Raw genomic sequence first — 21708 nt, forward strand, 5'->3', positions numbered from 1 at the left:
TCCGGGGCCCTCCTCGGCCCCGGCCCTCGCCCCGGTGGTCGCGGCGGAGGCCGCGTTTTCGAAAGCTGCGGGCGCTCGCCGCCCGGCGGCGGCCTCGAAAAGGGGCGGCGCGCGACGACCCCTGGGACGCGCGGGAGCGCGACGGAACGGGAGAAGGAGGCCCCATGCCAGAGAAGGAGAGCTGGGCGGCGCCGAGGGTGCCGCCCGAGAGCTTCTACTGCATCTTCGAGTTCATGAGCAGCCGGAACGGCCTCGCCCTGAAGGGGGTCGAGCTGGCGGTCTACGCGCTCGTGTACTCCTACAGCCAGGGGAAGGGCGGCTGCTACTACGGCAGCAACGCGATGACGGCCCACCGCGCCGGCTGCTCGGAGCGGCACGCGATCGACGTCGTGCACGCGCTCGAGAGGAGGGGCCTCATCGACTGCGTCGGCGAGCACAGGTGGCGCGGGAGGACGACGAACATGTACGTCGCCGTGCCGGGCCCGGTCGCGGAGGCGATAGCCCGCTGCGGGGGCGCGGCGACCCCTGAAGCCGCCTCACCCCGCGCAGGGGGCTCCCCTGAAGCCGCCTCACCCCCACCCCTGAAGAGACCTCAGGGGTGCCCTGAGCGCGCCTCACCCAATAGAACAGGGTTAGACACGCATACCAAAGGCGGGGGCGCACCGGCGTGCCGCGGCGAGGGGATCGAGGGGGCCTTCCACGAGGTCCTCCGCTGCTACCCGTACGCGCGCGACCGCGCCGAGGCGCTCGCCCTCTACAGGCCCCTCTACGAGGAGGGCGTGAGGGCCCAGGACATCGCGCGGGCGCTCAGGGACTGGGAGGGCCTGCACCCCGCCAGGGAGGGGAAGGGGCGCTTCTACCCCGAGCTCGCGAGCTTCCTCGACCCGAACAACCCGGAGGGCTACCGGGCCCTCGCCGCCAGGGCGAGGGCCGCCGCGGCCCGGGAGCGCGCCAAGCGGGTGAGGGAGCTCACGCGCGACGCCCGCCCCGAGGACGTGTACGCCCGATACGCGCTCGACGGGATCGACGCGAGGGCGTCCGAGCTCTACCAGGACCACCTCCGCTCGGAGGACCGCCGGGGCGAGCTATGGGACCGCTGGTTCGCGTACATGTTCCTCAAGCGGGACGTCGACGCCCGGGAGCACTGGCTCGAGGTCAAGGGCGCCGGCGAAGGTAGCCCCCGCAGAGACAGCTGACAGGAGACGGAAGGGAGAGACCGGGCATGGCCGACGACTTCGGCGACGACGCTGGCGACAAGCTGCTGGAATGGAGCATACGGATCATGATCGAGCGGGGGCGCCTGCACGCGCGGGAGAGCTCGGCGGGGCTCGCCCGCGCGCTGCGCGACGCCCAGGAGAGGGTCTCGCCCGGCGACGGCGCCCCGCAGGGCGAGGAGCGGAACGGGTGGGCGAAGCTCGACGTCCGCGACCTCGCGAGCGTCGAGGGGTGGGATGACGTGCGCGCAGCCATCGACGCCGAGCTCGACGCGCGCGGCATCGCGCACGAGTGGTTCGAGGACGGGCGCACCGGGGAGCGGCGCCTCCTGTTCCGCACGGGCGACGCGCGGGGGCTCGCGGACTCCCTCGGCAGCCTCGCCGAGAAGGTGGAGGCGGCCCACGAGCAGGCGGTCAGGGCCGTCGGGCGCGCCCGCGAGGCGGAGGAGGCGGAGCGGGACGGAGGCGACCCCCGGACGGACCGGAGCCTGCGGGACCGCGTGCGGACGGTCAGGCGCTACGCCGAGGCCCCCGAGAGGGCGGGCCGCGCCGGGCGGGAGCCGGAGCGCGCCGAGAGCCTCGAGAGGGGGCGGTCGTGATGAGGGCCACCTCCCCGGCGGCGCTCGCCGCGGTGGCCGCCGCCTCCGCCCTCGCCTTCGCGGCGGGCGACTCCTACGCCGCCTGCTTCGCCTCGCTCGGGGGCTCCTGGACGGGAAACCTCGCCCCCGCCCTCGCGGCGCTGCCCGCCTACGTCGCCGCGCACGGCCCCGTCACGCCGGGCCAAGGGCCCCTCCTCGCCGGGGCGGTGTGCGCGGTCGCCGTGTGGCTCGCCTGGAGCCGGGCCGTGCTCGCCGGCGGCAACTTCCGCCAGGGCGAGGAGCACGGAAGCGCCCGGTGGCTCCCGCCGGCCGAGGCGGCGAGGAGGTTCTCTGACACGAGGGACCCGGACAACAACATCATCCTCACGCGCCGCGTCGGGCTCGCCGTCGACCAGTCGCGCCTCAAGAGGGAGTGGAGGCGCGCCAAGAACGTCCTCGTCATAGGGGGCACCGGCAGCGGCAAGACGTTCTCGTACGTGATGCCCAACGCGCTGCAGGCAAACCAGGACTTCCTCATCACCGACACCAAGGGGACGCTCTCCAGGGACCTCGGGGGCATGTTCGCCGCCCACGGCTACGAGGTCGTGGTGTTCTCGACCAAGGACCCATCGCGGTCCGCCCGCTACAACACGCTCGCCTACCTCAGGACCCCCGTGGACGTCATCGAGTGGGTGCAGGCGTTCATCTCCGTGACCAACGGCGAGGACGCGAAGGCGGAGGAGGCGTTCTGGACCAACACGACGGTGCTCCTGCTCCTCTCGCAGGTGAGCTACCTCGTGTTCCACTGCCCCGAGGAGGACCGCAACCTCAACGGGCTCGTCACGCTGCTCAGCCTCGCGCAGGCGAGCGAGGAGGACGAGTCGTTCGCGAGCCCCTACGAGCTGCTCATGCGAGAGATCGCCGACGGGACCATGCTCGTTGAGAGGGAGGCCCCCGCCGCGCCCGCGCGCAGGGGGCGCCGCGACTTCAAGGGGCGCGCGGCGCGCTCGTTCGAGTGGGTGAGCGTGGCCGAGCCCAAGGCGCCCGAGGACGACATCGCGCTGCTCAGCTGGACCCTCCTCAAGGCCGCAGCCGGCAAGACCCTGAAGTCGGTCATCATCTCCGCGAACTCCCGCCTCCAGTCGATGATGGTCCCCGAGATGCGCGAGCTCACCATGCGCGACGAGGTCGGCCTCGACCGCTTCGGGGAGGCCGGGCGCAAGCGCGTCCTGTTCGCCGAGACCGACGACACGACCGACGCGTTCAGCTTCCTCATGTCGATGATGGTCTGGCAGACGATCCACGTCTGCACGGCCAAGGCGGACCGCGAGCACGGCGGCGAGCTCCCCCGCCCGCTGCACCTGATGTGCGACGAGTTCTACAACCTGGGGCGCCTCAGCCAGATGGACCACGTCATCACCACCGTCCGCTCGCGCAACATCTCGATGTCGATCATGCTCCAGTCCGTCGCCCAGCTCGAGGCGCGCTACGGGGAGCAGGAGGCGCAGATCATCGTCGACAACTGCGACGTCGTCCTCTACCTCGGCGGCAAGTCGACCCAGACCAACAGGATGGTGAGCGAGATGGTCGGCAAGGAGACCGTCGACTCGGAGACCTGGAACGTCACGCGGGGCGCCTCCGGCTCGACCACGAGGAACCGCGGGAGGCTGGAGCGCGACCTCATCCAGGCGAGCGAGGCGGGGCGGCTGCCACGCGGGAAGGCCATCGTCCTGTTCAGCGGGTCCGACCCCGTCATCGACGACAAGTACGCGGCAGACAGGCACCCGCGCTGGGGCGAGGTCGCGCACGGCGGCGGCTCGAAATGGCCGCGCGCCGGCGACCCCTTGTCAGGAGGGGACCCGCCGCCGCCGGGGCGGCGGGCCCCGCGAAGGGCAAGGGGGTAAGCCAATGCTCGCAAACATCATCAGCCTCGTCAGCGGCTGCGTGACCTTCCTCGGCGGCTTCGTCGTCGTGTGGGGCGCGGTAAGCCTCGGCATCGCCATCCGCTCGGAGACCGGCGGCGGGGGCGCGCAGCTGGCGAGCGCCATCGCGACCATCGCCGGCGGCGCGATCATCATCGCCGCCGCGGTCTACTTCGGCCAGCTCGACACGAGCTGGATGCCGAGCTGAGGGGGCCGGCATGCAGCACACCTACGTCCACAAGGACATCGGGGAGTACGAGGAGAAGGTCGTCGGGAAGCTCTCGGCTCGCATGGTCGCCTGCATCGCCGCGGGCGTCGCCGCGTCCCTCGCCTCGGCGGCGGCCTGCCACCTCTGCCTGGGGGTCCCCGTGGCGGACGCGAGCCTGCCCGTCATGGCCTCGTCGATGCCGTTCTGGCTGCTCGGGTTCTGGAGGCCCAGGGGGATGCGCCCCGAGCGCTTCGTCCCGCTCGCGCTCCGGCACCTGACCGCGGACGGGACCCTCGTCTACCGGTCCCCCTCGCAGGAGGCCCCCGGCCCTGCCGCCGCGGCCGCGAGGCCGTCGGTGACCCGGAGGAAGTTCAGGAAGCTCATGAGAAAGGTCGGTGAGGACTATGCGCCCACCCTTCAGGCGGGAGAAGCCCAAGCACTACAGGCCCGCTGAGGAGAAGAGGCGGGAGCGGAGGAGGGCGCCGGAGAGGGGGAGGCGCAGGGCGAGGACCGCGGACGCCGTGTCCTACCTCGCGCTCTTCCGCGACGGAGTCGCGATGAACGACCTCGGCAGGTACAGCAGGACCTACCGCTTCGGCGACATCAGCTACCAGTCGGCGAGCGACGAGGCCCAGGCGGCGGTGTGCAAGCGCATGCGCATGCTCTACAACGGCCTCACGCCCGAGGTCTCCATGCAGACGACCCTCGTCACGCGCCCCATCCACGAGTCCGAGATCGGCAACCGCACCTTCTTCGAGGTCCGCGACGACCCGACCGGGCCGCTGGCCGATGAGTACAACGACGTCCTCAACGCGAAGATGCGCGAGGGCGTCTCTAACCTCGTGCGCGAGCGCTACATAACCTTCGCCGTGGACGCCCCGGACGCGGAGCACGCCGTCCCCGCGCTCGCCCGGATGCGCTCGATGGCCTCCGGCGTGCTCACGGGGATCAGGAGCGACCTCTCCCCGCTCGACGGCGCCGAGCGCGCGGGGCTCCTGCGCTCGATGCTCAGGCCCGCCGAGCCCCCGCTCCCCGTCGACTGGTCGGAGGTCGCGGCGCACCGGGGCACCACGACGAAGGACCTCGTGGCCCCGAACCTCATCGACTTCAAGCCGCAGGGCTCCGCCTCGGCCTTCACCATGGACGGCACGTGGTTCCAGGTGCTCGCGTTCCGCCGGTTCGAGAGCAACCTGTCGGACCGGTGCCTCGCCGACATGGTCGACCTGCCGATCCCCCTCGTCATCTCGACCCACGTGCGCGCGCTCGAGCAGAACAAGGCCATCGGCTTCGTCAAGCAGCGCCTCAACTGGATCGACAAGGAGGTCGTGGAGGACCAGATGAGCGCCGTCAAGAGGGGCTACGACTACACCCTGCTCCCCGCCGAGCTGCGCTACACGCGCGACGAGGCGCAGGACATGTTCGAGCGCCTCAAGGACGACAGCCAGCGCCTGTTCCGCTACTGCGGCGTGGCGATGACCTACGCGCCGTCCCGCGAGGAGCTCGAGGACCGGGTCGGGCGCCTCGTCTCGACCGCCCAGGCCAACGGGATCGAGCTCGCGCCGCTGCACTACCGGCAGCGCGAGGGCCTGAACTCCGCCCTGCCGCTGGGGACGAGCGAGGTCGACGTGGAGCGCTACATGCTCACCGACGAGATAGCCATCCAGAGCCCGTTCGCCACCCTCGAGCTCAACGAGGAGGGCGGCGGCTACTACGGCCAGAACCGCCACTCGCTCAACCTCGTCATCGCCAACCGCAAGAGGCTCGCGAGCCCCATGGGGTTCGTCGGCGGCAAGCCCGGAAGCGGCAAGAGCTTCCAGACCAAGCGCGAGATCACGAACACCAGGCTCGCGTACCCGGAAGACGAGATCATCATCCTCGACCCCGCCCAGGAGTTCGGCCCCATCACCGAGGCCTGCGGCGGGCGGCACGTCCGCCTCTCCCCCGACTCGGGCAACCACCTCAACCCCATGGGGATGGCGGACGTCTCCCACCAGGCGGAGCAGCTCCAGGCGGCGTCGAAGACCGAGGCGCTCATCGCGCTGTGCGGCGCCTCCATGGCCGACGGCGACGAGCGCCAGACGGACGCCGAGCGCTCCATCGTGAGCCGCTGCTTCGGCGCCGCCCTCGCCCGCGCCCGCGCGGAGGGGCGCGAGCTGCTCATCGGCGACGTCCACGACGAGCTCGTGCGCCAGCCGGAGCCCGAGGCCCGCTTCGTGGCGCTGCGGCTGGAGCGCTACGTCGAGGGCGCCCTCTCGATCTTCAACCACCCCAGCAACGTCGAGTTCGACGCCCCCATGACGTGCTTCAGCTTCCGCGACCTGCCCGACAGCATGCTCGCGTTCGCCATGGTCGCCGCCCTCGAGTTCATCCGCAACCGCATGTACCGCAACTTCGAGCGTGGCGTGACGACCTGGCTCTACGTGGACGAGGTCCAGGGCCTCTTCGGCCACCCCGCCACCATCGGGTACCTCTCGCGGCTGTGGGCGGAGGGGCGCAAGTTCGGGCTCATCGCGACGGGGATCACGCAGAACGCCACCTACCTGCTCGACAACCCGCAGGGGCGCACCCTGATCCTCAACAGCGACTTCCTCATGCTGTTCAAGCAGTCGCTCACCGACGGGGAGAAGTGGCGGGAGCTGCTCAACCTGTCCGAGCAGGAGCTCGGGTACATCGACGACAGCGTCAAGCCGGGCGAGGGGCTGCTCATCGCAGGCGCCGCGCGGGTGCCCATCGTCGACGACTGGCCGCACGGCAGGCTCTACGACCTCTGGAACACGAAGGCGGACGAGATCGCCGCCATCAAGCGCGCGGGTGCCGAAGATGGACGACCGTAGCGCGGGGCGCCGCAAGGCGGGCTTCAGCTCCACCGAGGAGTTCGACGCGGGGCGGGACACGTTCGAGTCCGCAGGGGGCGGGACGTTCGGCATGAGGCGGGGCGCGAGGGCGGCGGCCTCCCCCCAGCCGCGCCGCGCCCTCCCGCGCCTCGCGGGGCCGGCCGCGGACGCCGCCGTGGAGGAGCTGGCCGACTCGGACGAGCTCGAGGGCGTCTCCGGGCCCTACCGCGCCGCCCGCGCGGCGGCGGGCGCCCGCTCGCGCCGGGCGACCCCGAGGAAGGGGGACGCGAGCCGCCCGGAGCGCGAGGGCGCGCCGCGGGAGCACGGACGGCGGTCGGCGGCGACGCCCGGGGCGCGGAGGGGCGGCTCGGCGCGCGCCCGGGAGGAGGCCCCCGGAGCCCCCGCCCATGCGCCCGGGGAGGGCCCGGCGGGGACGGCGCCCACCCGACGCCGCTCGGGGAGCCGGGGCGCGGCCGCCCCGCACCCGCGCGCGACCGCCCGGGGCGTATCGGCGAAAGCCGCCAATTCGAACAACGTCCCGCACCCGCGCGCGACCGCCCGGGGACGGGGGAAGAAGGCCGGCGGCTCGGCGCGAAGGGGGCGCGGGAAGGGAGGCCGGCCGGTCATGCGCTCGGCCCAGCGGCGCCGCAACTGGGCGGCGTCACGGTCCGCCGCCGCCCGGCTCGGGAGGCCGGCGGCATCCTCGGCGGCGAGGGGGAAGGCGGCCGGCGCCGTGGCGGCGGCCCTCTCCTCCATCGCCGCGCCCCTCGCGGGCGTGCTCGCCGGAGCCCTCGCCGCGGTGCTCGCCGTGGTCATGCTCTCGAGCCTCGTCGGGGCGCTCTTCGGCTTCTGGACGAACGAGGCCTCCAAGGCCTCCCTCGAGGGCCTGCCGCCCTACGTCACCTACGAGATGGTGGAGGCCGCCCTCGAGTGCCAGGAGGAGTACGGGCACCCGGCGGGGTGCACCATCGCCCAGATCATCTGCGAGTCGGGCGTCGGGGACCACCTCTCGGGCCTCGCCGAGCGGGACAACAACCTGTTCGGCATCAAGTGGTCGCCGAGCTTCGCGGGGTGCCCCGAGGTGACGGGGAAGTCGAGCTGGCAGACCGGCGAGGAGTACGGCGGGCAGCACGTGACCGTGACCGCCGACTTCACGAGCTTCGCGTCGCCGCGCGACTGCGTCGTCTTCCGCAGCAGGGTCCTGCTCCAGAGCCCGCGCTACCGGGACAACGCGCTCATCAGGGAGGCGATCGAGGAGAAGGACTCGGACCTCATGGCCGAGGGCCTCAAGGACGCCGGGTACGCCACCAGCTCCGACTACGTCGAGACGCTCAAGGGCATCATGGCGACCTACGGCCTCTACCGCTTCGACGGCATGAGCGTCGAGGACTGGGAGAGCGGCGGCGGGGCGGGTGACGCGATCGTGCAGGCGGCGTACAGCCAGCTCGGCGTCCCCTACGTGTGGGGAGGCTCGACCCCCGGGGTCGGGCTCGACTGCAGCGGCCTCACGCAGTACTGCTACCGCCAGGCGGGCATCCAGATCAGCCACTACACCGAGGACCAGCGAAGGGAGCTCACCGCCCTCCCCCTCTCGCAGGCGCGCCCCGGGGACATCCTCTACCGCCCCGGGCACGTCGCCATCTACATAGGCGGCGACCGCTACATCCACGAGCCCAAGCCGGGGGACGTCTGCAAGATGTCGACCGGGATCAGCTCGTTCACCTGCGCGCTCAGGCACACCGGATAGAAGGGAGACAAAAGATGAGGAAGAACGGCAAGAGGAGCAAGGTCATCGCCGTCGCCGCGGCAGGGGCGCTCGTCGTCCTGCTCGCCTCGACCATCGCGCGCTGCGCCGCGGCGGGCCCCGCGGGAGCGGGCCAGGGCGCGGGAGGGCCGGCGCCCGAGCAGGCGCAGCAGCAGGCGGGCCCCGCCGAGGCCGCGGAGTCGACGCTCGAGGCGGCGGCGGGCACGTCGTGGGTCGCGGAGGACGGCAGCGGCGCCACCCTCCAGGTCACCGACCGGTCGCTGGTCGAGAGCACGGGGGACGGTACGGTGAGCGCGCTCGCCTACTCCGCGGCCGACGAGGCCGAGGCCGACGGGCAGGCGATCGTCACTCTGACCCTGGAGGACGGCTCGGCGGCGACCCTCGTCGTGACGCTCGAGGACGGGGAGCCCGCGGCCGTGGCGTCCGACGCCTTCTCGGCCGCGCCGAGCTACGTGGCGAGCGAGGGCGGGGGCGGCCCCTTCGAGGTCACCGGGCTCGACGAGCGCTACCTCGAGCTCGTGGGCGGCGACGAGGGCGCGCTCAGGGCCGCGATCGGGGCCTACGCCGCCCGGCGCAGCCCGCAGGCGTCGAGCGCCTCCTTCGACGGCGAGGTCTTCCTCGACCTCGCGAGCGGCATGGTCTCGGCGACCTTCCACCTCGACGACAACGCCTCGACGATCGTCACCGTCCAGTGGGCCGACGGCGCGTTCACGGTTCTCTAGGAGGCCCGCCATGACGAAACGGAACCCGGCGCCGGGGACGGCGCCCGCACGCCGGCGCACGGCCAGGCTCCCCCTCGCGGCGGCAGCGGCCTCGTTCGCGGTGGTACTCGCGGCGCTGCTCTTCCCGCGGCCCGCCTACGCCGGCATCGCCGAGGACATCAACGCCTGGCTCTGCGAGCAGCTCCGCGGCATCTGCAACTGGATCTTCTCGGGGCAGGTGCAGGTGCTCGCCTCCATCGGCTACGACGGCATCCTCTCCGAGGGGTTCGACCAGATGCTGGGGAACGCCGGCGGGATCAGCATGTACGACATCGCCTACGGCGCGTGGGAGAACGCCATCCTGCCCATAGGCTGTGGGATCCTGTCGTTCGTGTTCACCGCGCAGCTCATAAAGATCAGCCAGCGCATGGAGGGCAGCCAGTCCATGCCGGCGGTCAGGGAGGTCGTGCTCCTGCTGGTGTTCTTCGCTGTGTTCCTGTTCCTCATACAGCACAGCTTCGAGCTCTGCCAGGCGGTGTACGAGGTGACGCGCCTTGCCATAGAGCGGATCATCGCCCTTTTCGGCGCGGGGTCCCAGCTCGACCTGAGCGAGGTGAGCCTCGTCACCCAGGAGGACGACGTGCCCTCGCTGGTCGCGATGATGCTCGTCGCCGTGGTGAGCTGGCTCGTGGTGATCGTCGCCTACGTGGTCGCCCTGGTCGTCAGCTGGGCGCGCTGCGTGCAGATCTACGTCTACGCCTGCTTCGCCCCCATACCCCTGAGCCTGCTCGCGCTCGACGAGACGAGGCAGCTCGGGATCGGATTCCTCAGGAACTTCGCCGGGGTCTGCATCGCGGGCGTCGTGATCCTCGTCGTGCTGGTGAGCTTCCCCATCGTCCTGTCGGGCCTCAACGCGGTGTCCGCCGGCACCGGCACGCCCGTCGGCTCGGTGGTGGGCGGGCTCTCCTACGCGCTGCAGTACCTCGCGATGTGCGTCCTGCTCATCCTGAGCCTCGTCAAGAGCGGCGCCTGGGCGCGCGACGTCATGGGCGGCTGACCAGAGCGCCCAACCCACTCGAAACCGGAGGGCCCGTCCCCACCTCACAGGTGGAGGCGGGCCCTCCCCATGTGGGCGCGGCGCGGGAAGGGGGCGAGAGCGGCGCCGCGGAGCGCGGCCCGCAAGGCAGAGAGAGGAGAGGAGAAGCAGATGGGATCAGAAGGAGGAGGGAAGGTCTACCTGTCCTTCCACAAGAGCTTCGTGAGGGAGGGCGTCCCCTACGTCGACCGGGCGACCGGCGAGGAGAGGACGCTCAACTCCGTGACCCTGCCGTCGGACACGGTGATCGACGGCAGGCCCGTCGGGGGCTTCAGGTTCAGCCCCCTGTTCGTCGACCGGAGCAGGTTCGACGAGGACCAGCGCGTCGTGCCGCTGCTCGCCGACCGCGAGGTCAGGCTCACCCGCGTCGCCCGCGACGCCGAGGACAACGTGGTGCTCGGGGACGACGGGGAGCCGGCGCGCGAGGAGCTTCGCGTAAGGCCGCAGCAGATAAAGGACGCCCTGACGGAGGCCCGGCGCGCGTGGGCGCAGCAGCACGCCCAGGGGCGCAGCCTCAGGGAGCGCGCGGGCGCCGCGCGCGACGGGGCCGACTCGCTCGGGCGCGGGGGCGCGCGGCAGGCCTCGCGCGACGTGCCCAACTAGATCGGAGGGAAGCATGAACGACAAGACACGGGCGCACGCGCCCGAGAAGATCCTGCGGTGCGCGCTCGCGCTCCTGCTGGCGGCGGCCACGCTGCTCGCCGGGGCGGCCCCCGCGCTCGCGCAGGCCGGGGAGCCGGCGTACGAGTCCGGCAGGGGCGTCACGTTCGCCGAGAGGCTCGGGTTCGACCCCGAGGCCTTCGTCGCCAACCTCGAGGCGCACAAGGACAGGTACCTGGGGACGCCCTACACCATGGACGACCGCGAGGCAGGACCCGGCGCCGGCATGGACTGCTCGACGTTCGTGAGCTACGCGCTCATCAACGAGGCCGGCGTCGCCGACTCGACGCTGCGCCACGACATGCGGCCGCGCCACGCCGACGAGAACTGCCTGCCCAACACCGAGACCCTCTACACCTGGGCGTTCGCGAACTGCGACGTCCGGGTGTTCAGCAGCAAGGAGGACCTGCTCGCGAGCAGGCCCGCCAAGGGCGACATCCTGTTCGTGTGGGAGAAGTCCTCCGGCGACGTGCCCCTGGGCGGCGCGGCCAGCCACGTGGGCATCTACTGGGGCGAGGGCAACGGCGAGGACCTGATGTTCCACGCCACCCCGCCCGCCTGCACGATCGGCCCCATCAAGGGCAAGGTCGTCGGCGACCTCTACTACGCCTCGGTCGCCGTGTCCCACGGCTTCGACCTGACGGTGGACAAGAGCGCCGGCGACGCCATAGCGCTGGACACCGAGGGCAACGGCGCCTACGCCGCGAGCCTCGAGGGCGCGCGGTACGGCGTGTACGCCGACGAGGCCTGCACCGAGGAGGTGGCGGCCATCACCGTGGCCGCGAGCGGCTCGGGCTTCACCGGCACGGCCGAGGGGCTCGACCCCGGCACCTACTGGGTGAAGGAGACGAGGGCGCCCGAGGGCTACGCGCTCGACCCGACCGTCCAGCGCGTCGAGCTCGACGGCGACAAGTCCGTCTCGTCCGCCGAGGACAAGCAGTACTTCCCCATCGGCGTCTCCGTCGTCAAGCTCGCCCGCGACGGCCAGGCCGCCCCCGAGGGCGACGCCTCCTTCGAGAGGGCCAAGTTCCGCATCGACTACCCCAACGGCAAGTCCGGCGTCTACCGCACGGGCCCCGACGGCAGGGTTTCGATGAGGGTCGATGACGGCTGCTTCGTGGAGGGCGACCCGCTTGACGTCGTCGACGGCTCGTACGTGCTGCAGCTCGGCACGTACGCCGTCACGGAGGTCGAGGCCCCGCAGGGCTGCGTGATCCCCGAGGACGCCACGCAGACCATCGAGGTGACGGCGACCGACCAGCTCTCCCCCACGAGCACGCAGGCGACGTTCTCCAACGCGTTCGAGGGCTCCCTGGGCTACGTCCAGACCCCGGCGCTCGGCGGCGTCGCGGTCGCCAAGGGCGACGCGCTGCTCTTCGACGAGGACGGCACCGGCGGCGACGGCTCCTACCACAACTACGCGCAGGGCGACGCCTCCCTCGCGGGCGCCGAGTTCACCGTCTACAACGCGAGCGCCGGGCGCGTCTGCGTCGACCTGGACGCCGACGGGGCCATCGGGGACGGCGAGTCGATCGCCCCCGGGGACCCCGTCGTCACCATCGCCACCGAGTACGACGCGGACCTCGACGCCTACGTGGCGAGGACGGCCGACAGGCTGCTCCCGTACGGCACCTACCTCGTGCGCGAGACCAAGGCGCCCGAGGGCTACACCCCGGAGGGCGCGATCGAGAAGCAGTTCCAGGTGCGCGGGGACGGCGAGGTGAGCGAGTTCCTCCTCGAGGAGGGCGAGCTCAACGAGGTGGCCGCGGGCGGCGTCCGGGTCGTCAAGTCCGACGCCGAGCTCGGCGCGTCCGAGGCGATCGGCGGAAACGGGCACACCCCCGACGGGGCGGGCACCACGCTCGCCGGCATCGAGCTCACCATCACGAACGCCAGCGAGCACGGCGTCATGGTGGGCGGCGAGTGGTTCCACGCGGGCGACGAGGTCATGACCATCGAGACCGCCTGGGACGAGGAGGCGGGCGCCTACACCGCGCAGACCGCCCCCGACGCGCTGCCGTACGGCACCTACACCATCCAGGAGACCGCGACCAACGATTCCTACCTGCTCACCGACGGCGAGCCCAGGACCTTCGAGGTCCGCGAGGACGGCGCCGTCGTCACGGCGGACGCCGAGGGCGGCGCCCTCGAGCTCCGCGACCAGGTCGTGCGCAACGACCTCAAGCTCTCCAAGAAGGCCGACGACACCAACGAGAGCCTGCAGGTCCCCTTCGCCATCACCAACACAGCGACCGGCGAGACCCACGTGCTCGTGACCGACCGCAACGGCCAAGCATCGACCGAGGCGGGCTGGAACAAGCACACCGAGAACACCAACGGCAACGACGGCCTGCTCGAGGCCGAGGCCATCACGTCCGACATGATGGACCCCGAGGCGGGGATCTGGTTCGGGCTCGGCGAGGACGGATCTGCCGCCCCCGCCGACGACGGGCTCGGCGCCCTGCCCTTCGGCGAGTACACGCTCGAGGAGCTCCCCTGCGAGGCGAACGAGGGATACGAGCTCGTCACCAAGACCTTCTGGGTGGAGCGCGACTCAGGCGTCGCCGAGGAGGTCTGGATGACGCTCGACGACCAGGAGGGCCCGAAGATCGGCACCACGGCATCCGACGCCTCCGACGGCGACCAGGTCGCCCAGGCAGCCGAGAAGGCGACGGTCGCCGACACCGTCCACTACGAGAACCTCGAGTTCGGCGGCACCTACACCCTCACGGGCACCCTCATGGTGAAGTCCACCGGCGAGCCGCTGCTCGACGCCGAGGGCAGCCCCGTGACCGCCACCAAGGAGTTCACCGCCGAGAACACCAACGGCTCGGTTGACGTCGAGTTCACCTTCGACGCGAGCCTGCTCGCGGGCGAGGACGTCGTGGCGTTCGAGAGCCTTTCCAAGGACGGCGTCGAGGTGGCGGTCCACGCGGACATCGAGGACTCCGGCCAGACCGTGCGCTTCGTCGGCATCGGCACCACCGCGAGCGACGCGGCCGACGGCGACAAGCTCGTGACGGGCCCCGAGGTCGCCGTCGCCGACGAGGTCTCCTTCAAGGGACTGACGCCCGGCGAGGGCTACGCGCTCGAGGCGACGCTCATGGACGCAGAGACCGGCGAGCCCGTCAAGGGCGCCGACGGCGATCCCGTGACCGCGACGGCGGAGTTCGCGCCCGAGGCCCCCGAGTGCGCCCAGACGGTCGAGCTCTCCCTCGACTCCGCCGGCCTCGGCGGACACCGCCTCGTCGTGTTCGAGAGGCTGCTCGACGCGCAAGGCACCGTCCTCGCCGTTCACGAGGACATCGAAGACGAGGGCCAGTCCGTCACGGTGGTCGAGATCGGGACCACGCTCGTCGATTCCGCCGACGGCGACCACACGGTCGAGAACGGGACGGCGAGGCTCGTCGACACGGTCGAGTACAAGGGGCTCGTCGCGGGCGAGGCATACACCGCGCACGGCACCGTCATGGACAAGGCGACCGGCATGCCGCTCGAGGACGCGGAGGACAACCCCGTGACCGCGACGGCGGAGTTCACGCCCGAGGCGTCGGACGGCGCCGTCGAGGTGGCCTTCGAGTTCGACGCCTCCAAGGTCGAGGAGGGCGCCGCGCTCGTGGCCTTCGAGGAGGTGCTCGACGCGAGCGGCAACGTGGTAGCCGTTCACCAGGACATCGACGACGAGGGCCAGACGGTCGTCGTGGACAACCCGGAGACCCCTTCGGTGCCCGAGTCGCCCTATGCGAAGACGGGTGCCGACGCACCTAGCGGGGTCGACCCGCTCGTCGCGGGCGCCGTCGCCCTGGTGGCGGTCGCGTCCGTCGGCGGCGCGGCCCTCGCGATCCGCTCCCGCGCGAGGGCGGCCCGCGGAAGGAACGGTGACGCCGAGTAGCACCTATGCCGCAAAGCCGCGCCCCTTCCGACCGACGGCCGGGAGGGGCGCCTCGCCAAGGGAGGAGAGATGAGAAGGATGCCCGTGGTGGCAATAGGCTGCCTCGCGGCAGCGGCGGCGATCCTCGCGTTCCTCGTCGCGTCGTACACGAGGGAGACCATCCCCTACGAGGTCGCCGAGGTGCCGCTCGTGGAGGAGGAGGCGGGCGCGCCCGCGCCCGAGGAGGAGCCCACCCCCGTCGACTGGGGCGCGCTGCCGGAATCCGTCGTCGCGTGGGTGCGCGTCCCGGGGACCACCGTCGACTACCCGATCGTCCAGGGCGACGAGGACGACCCCGACTACTACCTGACCCATGACATATACGGCGACGCCTCCGTGTGGGGCGCGCCCTACGTCGACGCGGGATGCCGCGACGGCACGAGGAGCCCGTTCGTCATCGTGTACGCCCACCACATGAGCGACGGCACGATGTTCGGGCCCCTGGAGCAGTACGCCGACGAGGCGTTCGCCGCTACCCACCGCACGATCCTCGTCTACACGCGCGAGGGGACCGTGGAGCTCGAGGTGTTCGCCGCCGACGTCCTGGACGCCGACCGCGAGGGGGTCCGCACCGACTTCGCGGACGCCGCCGAGCTCCAGGCCTACGTCGACGAGAGGCTCGAGAGGTGCGAGGTCGTGCTCGACCATCCCGAGGACGTCGGGCGGGTGTGGGCCTTCGTCACGTGCAGCTACCAGACCGCGAACTCCCGGACGGTCGTGCTCGCAAGGGAGGTGGGGTAGATGGCCAGCGCCGCGCTGTTCGTCGTCGGCATGCTCATGGGCGCCTGCACCGTCACGGCGTACGCCTGCTGCCGGGTCGCCTCCATGAGCGAGGACCGCTAGTCAGGAGAAGAGCAGGAACCGAAGCGAACGGGCGGGGCCGTGCAAGTTAGCGCACGGCCCCGCCCGTCGTCTGGAGCCGCCTAGTACCCGAGCTCCCTGAGGCACTCCCTCACGAGGGGAAGCAGCTTCTTCATGGCGTAGGTCGCGGTCGAGTTGGCGCAGCCGAGGTCCTCGGCTATGTCCTTGTACTCGCGGTCCTCGAAGAAGTGCTGGCGGAAGATGTAGGCGTCCCGCTCGCTCGCGCCCGCGAGCACGCTCTCGATGGCGTCCACCAGCTCGAAGTACGAGTACCCCTCCTCCGCCTCGCCCGCGGCGGACGCGCCCCCGCCCGGTGCGGCGAGGCGCCCGCCCGCGGGGCCGCCGGCCTCGTCAACGATGGACTCGAGGTCGGTGACGCCGCCGCGGTCGGCGCGGAGCGACCCCTCGCGCCTGGCGTCTATGCGGTCGCGGAGGTAGCCCGCCCACCACTCCAGGCGGAAGCGGAACGACCCCTCTCCGAGCTCGTCGGGGTACAGGACGAGCTTGCGCACCACCCCGTCCGCGTCCCGGACCGTGCCCGACGCGGCGCGCCGGAGCACCTCGTGCTTGACGTCCTTCAGATCCCCTTTTACCTCGATGGCCGGGCGCCCCGTCCCGCGATCGGTAGAGCCGCGGGCCGGCGTGCGGTCGCCGTTGGAGAACTCCATGACGATGGGGTACTCCTCGACGAGGTCCAACGGTATCAGCGTGCGGCGGACGCCCTCGAGCCGGACGGCGTGGGTCTCGTACACGACGGTCACTCCCCCGTCCCCGTGCTCGTAGACCTCGCGGACCTCCTCCCTGGCGCGCTCCGCCCTCCTCCTCACGGAGTTGCGAGCGCCCTCGATCGACTTCTCGTGCGGGTAGCGGCCGTCCTTGCCTTGTTTCATCTTTGCACCTGAGCTTTCTCCAGCCCAGGCGGGACGGCCCCTTTTCACGAGAAGGCAGGTGCGCGCAGCACGAATCCTCGGGCCCAGCCTGGCGATCGGTGGGCGCAACGGCCGATGGACGGCCGACGGGGCCTCCCTGCTGGAGGCTGCGCGCACCTGCCTGGCTAGAGCTCGAGCTCTCGAGCGCCTAAGCACTAGCTACTGTTCGATGTTCTAAGGACCCATGATGACCTCCGTCTCGCAGGCTTCCGGCGCCTTGCCTCGGCGCCGGAGGAACCGAGCGCCACGGCCCGCGCGCTGCTAGAATCGATACAACGGGCAGACAAAAACCTTCAAGAGCAGATGAGTTCGCCGCCAGGGCACCCGACGGGTGCCCTGGCCTCCCCGTCCCCAAAGGATGAGAAGATCGTAGTTGCGGCAGCTCATCAGCGCAGTTCAACGGCGGTATCAAAGAAGGGCGAGGCTCGGTTTCAAATCGGTTCGCAAGCGGGAGGTGGCCGTGAGATGGACAAGGAATCAGAGGAGACGTGCGGCACGGCTCGACTTCTCGAGGAAATCCTCAGGGCGTGCTTCGGAACCATCATGATCGAGCCCGAGAAATGGCGCATAGTGAGCGCTGCCACGCCCTACCGCAGCATGCTTCGCAACGCCATCAAATCCAGAAAAGCCACCTTCAACGAGAGAACCGTCGAGGCGCTCTGCGCGCTGGTCAATGCGGGCCTGCGGATCGGGGAGGATTCATCAGAATACGACCCCGCTCTCGTGGCGAAGGGCATCACGGAGTTTTTGAAGGAACGGGGATGGGGCGACTTCGGAGAGCTCGCCCAGCAGTCAGGCGACGCCCGGCTGATGCAGGAGAGGAGGAAGGCGCTCGCCGCGATGGCCAAAGAGGTCGCCATCCAGCTCTACGGCAAAACGAGCATCAGTGAGGGCGACGAGACGAGGATCAAGGAAGCGCTTCGAATGATCGCCATGGCGACGCCGCAGAGGATGAGGGGGGAGGAGGAGTCTGCCGAGATCAACCCGCTCGCCACCGAAACCCTCCCCGCCTCCATGGACCTCCTCATGAGGCAGATACACCTCCCCGACGGCGACGAGTTCCTGAGCGCAGCCGGCGAGCAGGGCTCATGGATAGCCCTCAGCGAGATCTACTGCAGCGGGGTGAAGGTTGACTCGATCATACGGGCTGCCCTCGACCGAGGAATAGCCTCGCGCTACGGGGCGCAGTCGGAGGCAGCCCTGACGTACTACATGGCCAAGTTCGACCTGAAGCGCGGCAACGTCAAGCAGAGCGACAAGGACCTGTGGCAGCTGCACCGGACCCTCGAGGACAACAGATCAAAGATAGACGGCGCCTGCGCCGACCGGATGTCCGCCCTGGCGAGCATCCGGCAGCTCACCAACAATGCTGTACCCTCCGCGGACCACGCGGCGCGGTTCGAGTCGGCCGTGGGCGCGCTGCAGGACCTTGACTACGCGGGGGACGACTACAAGACCTACGAGACCGCGTCAGCCATAGGCGCCGAGGTGACGAACGCATTGGCAAGGGGGCCGGTCGGGGACGAGCGCGCCGTCGCCAGCTTCAACAGGCTCGTCAAGCAGCACGAGACTACCGTCAGGGAGCATCCCGAGCAGCTGGGAAACCAAGCAGTCGTCGCCGTATCGCTCAGGTGGTTCGTGGAGCTCTCGCGCCTGGAGAGGGAGCCGATGGGCAGCCGCAGTCCGCTGACGCTGCTCGGAATCGCCTTCGACGGGCTCCAGGAGGCCCGGAGGCGAAGGAACTCGCTCTTCCACATCCAGTGCGTCGCGGTGATCGCAATCTGCGCCATGTGCGCGGGCAACGAGGACCTGCTCCGTGCCCTGGGCTACATCTTCGCGAAGCTGAAGAGGGCCTTTGAGGTCAAGGCATCGCAGGAGGGAATCAGGCAGCTGATCTCCATCATGAACAAGATGGCGCCGGGATCGTCGAGGGAGCTGCTTGCCGACCCCGATGCGCAGATGGAGCTCATGAAGAGCAATCGTTCGTCAATCATCAATTGGACCATGCATCTTGACGGGATGTACCGGCTCCAGATGATTCCGAACAAGAAAGCATATAAAGTAACGATAGAGAAAGAGGTCATAAAGCTCGAAGCGTTTAAGAGATGACCCCTTTGCCGTGCCGCAAAGCCGTAGCGCGCCAACCAGGAGACCAAAACACAGGAAGGGCCGAGCACCAAAATGATGCTCGGCCCTTCCTGCCAACTGACTAGCGGCTCGTTAACGCACAATGAGCCAGACCAGTAGTGAGAGAATTCTGCCAGTTGAAAGCATTATTTGTATAATCTCCGTCCGGCCAGCGGAGAAGCCCCTAAGCGAATTAGCTCAATAATACATATTGCGTAATCAACTTCAATATTTTATATTATTATTGCCGAAGAAAGCAGCGAGTTTGAAGAGCTGTGCACGAGAATCCCGATGAAACCGATAAATAAAGATAAGTAATTTATACACAGAAAAGAACGGACGTAGCCCACTATACCACTCAAAAGCGGAGAACTTGGCATAGCCCTTCACCGTTTCAAACGAGAAAAACCGCCGGAGCTCGGCGAGACACAAGCGGCAGCCTTCCCCTGCTGCACGGCGAATGCGGATGCACACCCTCCGTCTCGGTGTCATAGGCGCCGCACTCCATCATGTGCGTGACAGTTTCAAGCTGCTCCTCGGTGAGTGCCGTACCGTCATAGTCGGCCCGCGTGAGGCGCTCGATCAGCTCGGCGAAGCCGAGGATCCTCATCTCCAGGAGCTGCTCTCGGGTGTAGTCGCGGTCGAGGGAGTCCCCGAATGACTGGTTCATGACGATGATATCCGCCAGCGCTCGCAAGCCAACGCCCTTGTACCGCGCGTGCTTGCGCGCGTGCGCATGAGGTACACGTACTCGTCTTCGGGCGGGAACCCGAGCTCCATGCCCACGCCGCAGCTGACCGCGCCGCCTTCGATGGGCTGGGCGAGCCTCCGCGGGTCGCGGTAGTAGCCGGCGAACGTCCACCGGTCGGAGAAGAGCCGGTCGTGCAGCTCGAAGCAGAGGCCGGGGTCCTTGCCGAGGTTCAAGTGGCACTCCTCGGCGACTGGCACAGAGACGTAGCCCAGCCCTTCCATGACGCGCAGGGCGCGCTCGCGGAGTTGCACTGCCTCCTCTTCGAAGCCCATGCGGCTGAAGCAGGTGCTATCCTCGTTCAGGTCGATCAGCCCGAAGAGGATATCGTTGTCCCCCCCCACCTCGCGCATCAAGTAGTCGGGATAGCGCGCAACGAGGTTCGCCCCCTTGAGCGGAAGCACGCTCAGGCCCTCGGCGCGAAGCGAAGCGCAGCGCAGACCGCCACTCGCTCCGCCTCGTAGCGAACGTTGTGTAGCGCGACCATGTCCGAGAAGCGTTTGCAGGGGGCGCGCACGTCGTCGGGCACGCCGTCGAGCCAGAGAGCACCGTTGTCCCGCGCGCAGGAGACGACGCTCTCCCCGGAGAGCCTGTCGGGAAGCGACTCCGACTCGCGCCCCGAGAGCGCGCGCCCCATCAGGTGGGCGAGGTAACTCCCAACAACTCGACTGGTCGCACCATTTCTATTCATAGTCAACCGACCAGCAAACCGCTCGTGTCGACAGCTCAAACTGCATCAACGTACACCGCCCTGATCCTTACAGACAAAACTATTGGCAGTTATTACATTGCCTCCTCTGATTTGGGCTCATTTTTAGAGATTGGTATCATCCATTGACAATGGGTGGATATTAACACCTATCTTCTTTGCGGGCACGCCACCCCAAACTTCACCATCAGGAACACTCTTGACAGCAACACCGTTCGCTCCAATTATGGAATTCTTTCCAATGGTGATATCTCCAATAACCTTTGCCCCGGCGCATATTCGAGCGCCATCCTTAATTACGGGCGGATCATCCGCGAAACCGTATCCGATAGTAACCTGCTGGTTTATCCAACAATCGTCTCCAATAGACTTTGCTGAAATAACAGAGCCGTTACCATGCTGTATAAACAATCTATGGCCGATGTCCTTCGTGTAGATTGTAAGGCTTTGAAACAATGGAAAGAAAAATCTGAAAAGGGCCCGTATGACATCGTTCTCGGCGCTCAATCGTATATCGATGAGATTTCTGAATTCTGGGTAAGTCATAATCAAATTCGAAAACTTGAACGCAAGCGAAAGACGCTCACTCATTCCATAGCGCTTCGCCCAATAGTTCACATCCTCTCGAATTAGTGAGTAACCCCCCCCCCGAGCATGAAAACAGGGCTGCAAACGGAACAACTCTCCAGAAATTGAGGAGAAACAACATAAGCTGTTTCTTATTCATCTAGATACCTTTTTTATCTCAAACTAACAGCAAATTTATTGTTGACTTTATGAAACCACAGGAGTTTTTGAGCTTGCACCGGCTCATACGATACTGATCACATTGTCATCGAGCTTTCAAACCAAAGATGTATCCCCTATCCAACGTCACCTTATCTGCTATTGGGTGTTCCGCCGCGATTGAAACAAAGCATTTATATCACTTTACTACAATTCGATAATCTAAAGGAATAAGCGTGGGCATCGTCCAATCACGACTCAAGGGTAGACGCTTGACAATGGCACTTGAGCTTCGAGACCGCCTACTGACAAAAATGCTCACAATCACGGCTCCCAACGGTCCACGAGAGTCGCCTTGAAAGCGCACGCACCCTCGCACCTGCCGCAGCGGACGCACACGGCGGCGTCAACCACCGGGTAGAGGAACCCCTCCTCGTCGGGCTCCATGGAGATCGCGCCCCTAGGGCAGGCGAACTCGCACGCCGTACAGCCGCAGCACTCCGAGCGGTCGCGGTAGAGCTTGGGCAGGTCGCGCTTGGCGACGGCGGGCGGTACCTCCGCGCCCCAGTTCCGGAAGCGCGTCGAGGCGTGCGGGTGGTAGCCGGGGGACGCATCGACTTGAGAGCCGTCTCGGTAGCGGTACGGGGCGTTGTCCGGCGGCGTGAAGCCCCTGCGCGGCGTGAAGTTCCTGCTCATCCG

At 68.6% G+C, this 21708-nt stretch carries 19 protein-coding genes; 13 read left to right on the forward strand and 6 right to left on the reverse strand.

Annotation, left to right across the window (positions count from 1 at the left end):
- Nucleotides 1–164 precede the first annotated feature (164 nt).
- The 12 genes from H6A23_RS05910 to H6A23_RS05965 all read left to right on the forward strand — a co-directional run bounded on the left by H6A23_RS05910 (nt 165) and on the right by H6A23_RS05965 (nt 15650).
- Nucleotides 165–1196 (forward strand): hypothetical protein, encoded by a 1032-nt coding sequence (locus tag H6A23_RS05910; RefSeq protein ID WP_204831279.1) that lies wholly within the window; start codon nt 165–167, stop codon nt 1194–1196.
- Nucleotides 1197–1222: 26 nt separating this feature from the next.
- On the forward strand, nt 1223–1813 hold the full coding sequence (locus H6A23_RS05915; RefSeq protein ID WP_204831280.1) for a hypothetical protein: 591 nt from the start codon (nt 1223–1225) through the stop codon (nt 1811–1813).
- On the forward strand, nt 1813–3696 hold the full coding sequence (locus H6A23_RS05920; protein WP_286165857.1) for a VirD4-like conjugal transfer protein, CD1115 family: 1884 nt from the start codon (nt 1813–1815) through the stop codon (nt 3694–3696). Before H6A23_RS05915 ends, H6A23_RS05920 begins: the two co-directional genes overlap by 1 nt.
- A 4-nt stretch (nt 3697–3700) precedes the next feature.
- Nucleotides 3701–3922 (forward strand): hypothetical protein, encoded by a 222-nt coding sequence (locus H6A23_RS05925; RefSeq protein WP_009304287.1) that lies wholly within the window; start codon nt 3701–3703, stop codon nt 3920–3922.
- Nucleotides 3923–3932: 10 nt separating this feature from the next.
- Nucleotides 3933–4376: a PrgI family protein gene (locus H6A23_RS05930; protein ID WP_204831282.1), complete on the forward strand. Its 444-nt coding sequence runs from the start codon at nt 3933–3935 to the stop codon at nt 4374–4376.
- A gap of 67 nt (nt 4377–4443) precedes the next feature.
- A complete protein-coding gene (locus H6A23_RS05935) occupies nt 4444–6756 on the forward strand; it encodes a VirB4-like conjugal transfer ATPase, CD1110 family (RefSeq protein ID WP_204831283.1) in 2313 nt (770 codons plus the stop codon).
- Nucleotides 6743–8503 carry a glucosaminidase domain-containing protein gene (locus H6A23_RS05940; RefSeq protein ID WP_204831284.1) on the forward strand — a complete coding sequence of 587 codons (1761 nt, stop codon included), beginning with the start codon at nt 6743–6745 and terminating at the stop codon, nt 8501–8503. The genes H6A23_RS05935 and H6A23_RS05940 overlap by 14 nt, the downstream gene beginning before the upstream one ends.
- A gap of 14 nt (nt 8504–8517) precedes the next feature.
- Nucleotides 8518–9243, forward strand: coding sequence for a hypothetical protein (locus tag H6A23_RS05945; protein WP_204831285.1), 726 nt, complete (start codon nt 8518–8520; stop codon nt 9241–9243).
- A gap of 10 nt (nt 9244–9253) precedes the next feature.
- Complete coding sequence (locus H6A23_RS05950; RefSeq protein WP_286165848.1) at nt 9254–10279, forward strand: conjugal transfer protein TrbL; 1026 nt, start codon at nt 9254–9256, stop codon at nt 10277–10279.
- A 150-nt stretch (nt 10280–10429) separates the two neighbouring features.
- Nucleotides 10430–10921, forward strand: a complete 492-nt coding sequence (locus tag H6A23_RS05955) for a DNA gyrase (RefSeq protein ID WP_204831286.1) — start codon at nt 10430–10432, stop codon at nt 10919–10921.
- 13 nt (nt 10922–10934) lie between these two features.
- Entirely contained in the window at nt 10935–14870 is a 3936-nt protein-coding gene (locus H6A23_RS05960; protein WP_204831287.1) for a VaFE repeat-containing surface-anchored protein, read from the forward strand.
- A gap of 69 nt (nt 14871–14939) precedes the next feature.
- Nucleotides 14940–15650 carry a class B sortase gene (locus H6A23_RS05965; RefSeq protein WP_286165849.1) on the forward strand — a complete coding sequence of 237 codons (711 nt, stop codon included), beginning with the start codon at nt 14940–14942 and terminating at the stop codon, nt 15648–15650.
- A 182-nt stretch (nt 15651–15832) separates the two neighbouring features.
- Here the strand turns inward: H6A23_RS05965 and H6A23_RS05970 are convergent, their stop codons facing one another.
- The gene (locus H6A23_RS05970) at nt 15833–16660 is read right to left on the reverse strand and encodes a hypothetical protein (protein WP_204831288.1); all 828 of its coding nucleotides are present in this window, start codon (nt 16658–16660) and stop codon (nt 15833–15835) included.
- Between the two features lie 504 nt (nt 16661–17164).
- On the opposite strand from H6A23_RS05970, the gene H6A23_RS05975 reads away from it, so the two are divergent.
- The gene (locus H6A23_RS05975) at nt 17165–18808 is read left to right on the forward strand and encodes a hypothetical protein (RefSeq protein ID WP_204831289.1); all 1644 of its coding nucleotides are present in this window, start codon (nt 17165–17167) and stop codon (nt 18806–18808) included.
- 412 nt (nt 18809–19220) lie between these two features.
- On the opposite strand, the gene H6A23_RS05980 is transcribed toward H6A23_RS05975, so the two are convergent.
- The 5 genes from H6A23_RS05980 to H6A23_RS06000 form a co-directional block, all read right to left on the reverse strand.
- On the reverse strand, nt 19221–19496 hold the full coding sequence (locus H6A23_RS05980; protein ID WP_204831290.1) for a hypothetical protein: 276 nt from the start codon (nt 19494–19496) through the stop codon (nt 19221–19223).
- A complete protein-coding gene (locus H6A23_RS05985) occupies nt 19493–19978 on the reverse strand; it encodes a nucleotidyltransferase family protein (protein WP_204831291.1) in 486 nt (161 codons plus the stop codon). The genes H6A23_RS05980 and H6A23_RS05985 overlap by 4 nt, the downstream gene beginning before the upstream one ends.
- Nucleotides 19979–19980: 2 nt before the next feature.
- Nucleotides 19981–20265: a hypothetical protein gene (locus H6A23_RS05990; protein ID WP_204831292.1), complete on the reverse strand. Its 285-nt coding sequence runs from the start codon at nt 20263–20265 to the stop codon at nt 19981–19983.
- A 123-nt stretch (nt 20266–20388) separates the two neighbouring features.
- Nucleotides 20389–20901 (reverse strand): serine O-acetyltransferase, encoded by a 513-nt coding sequence (locus H6A23_RS05995; protein WP_204831293.1) that lies wholly within the window; start codon nt 20899–20901, stop codon nt 20389–20391.
- A gap of 432 nt (nt 20902–21333) precedes the next feature.
- Nucleotides 21334–21705, reverse strand: a complete 372-nt coding sequence (locus tag H6A23_RS06000; protein ID WP_204831294.1) for an NADH-quinone oxidoreductase subunit I — start codon at nt 21703–21705, stop codon at nt 21334–21336.
- Nucleotides 21706–21708: the final 3 nt, after the last annotated feature.

It is taken from the genome of Olsenella uli (genome assembly GCF_016900775.1).
GTDB classification, from domain to species: Bacteria; Actinomycetota; Coriobacteriia; order Coriobacteriales; family Atopobiaceae; genus Thermophilibacter; species Thermophilibacter uli_A.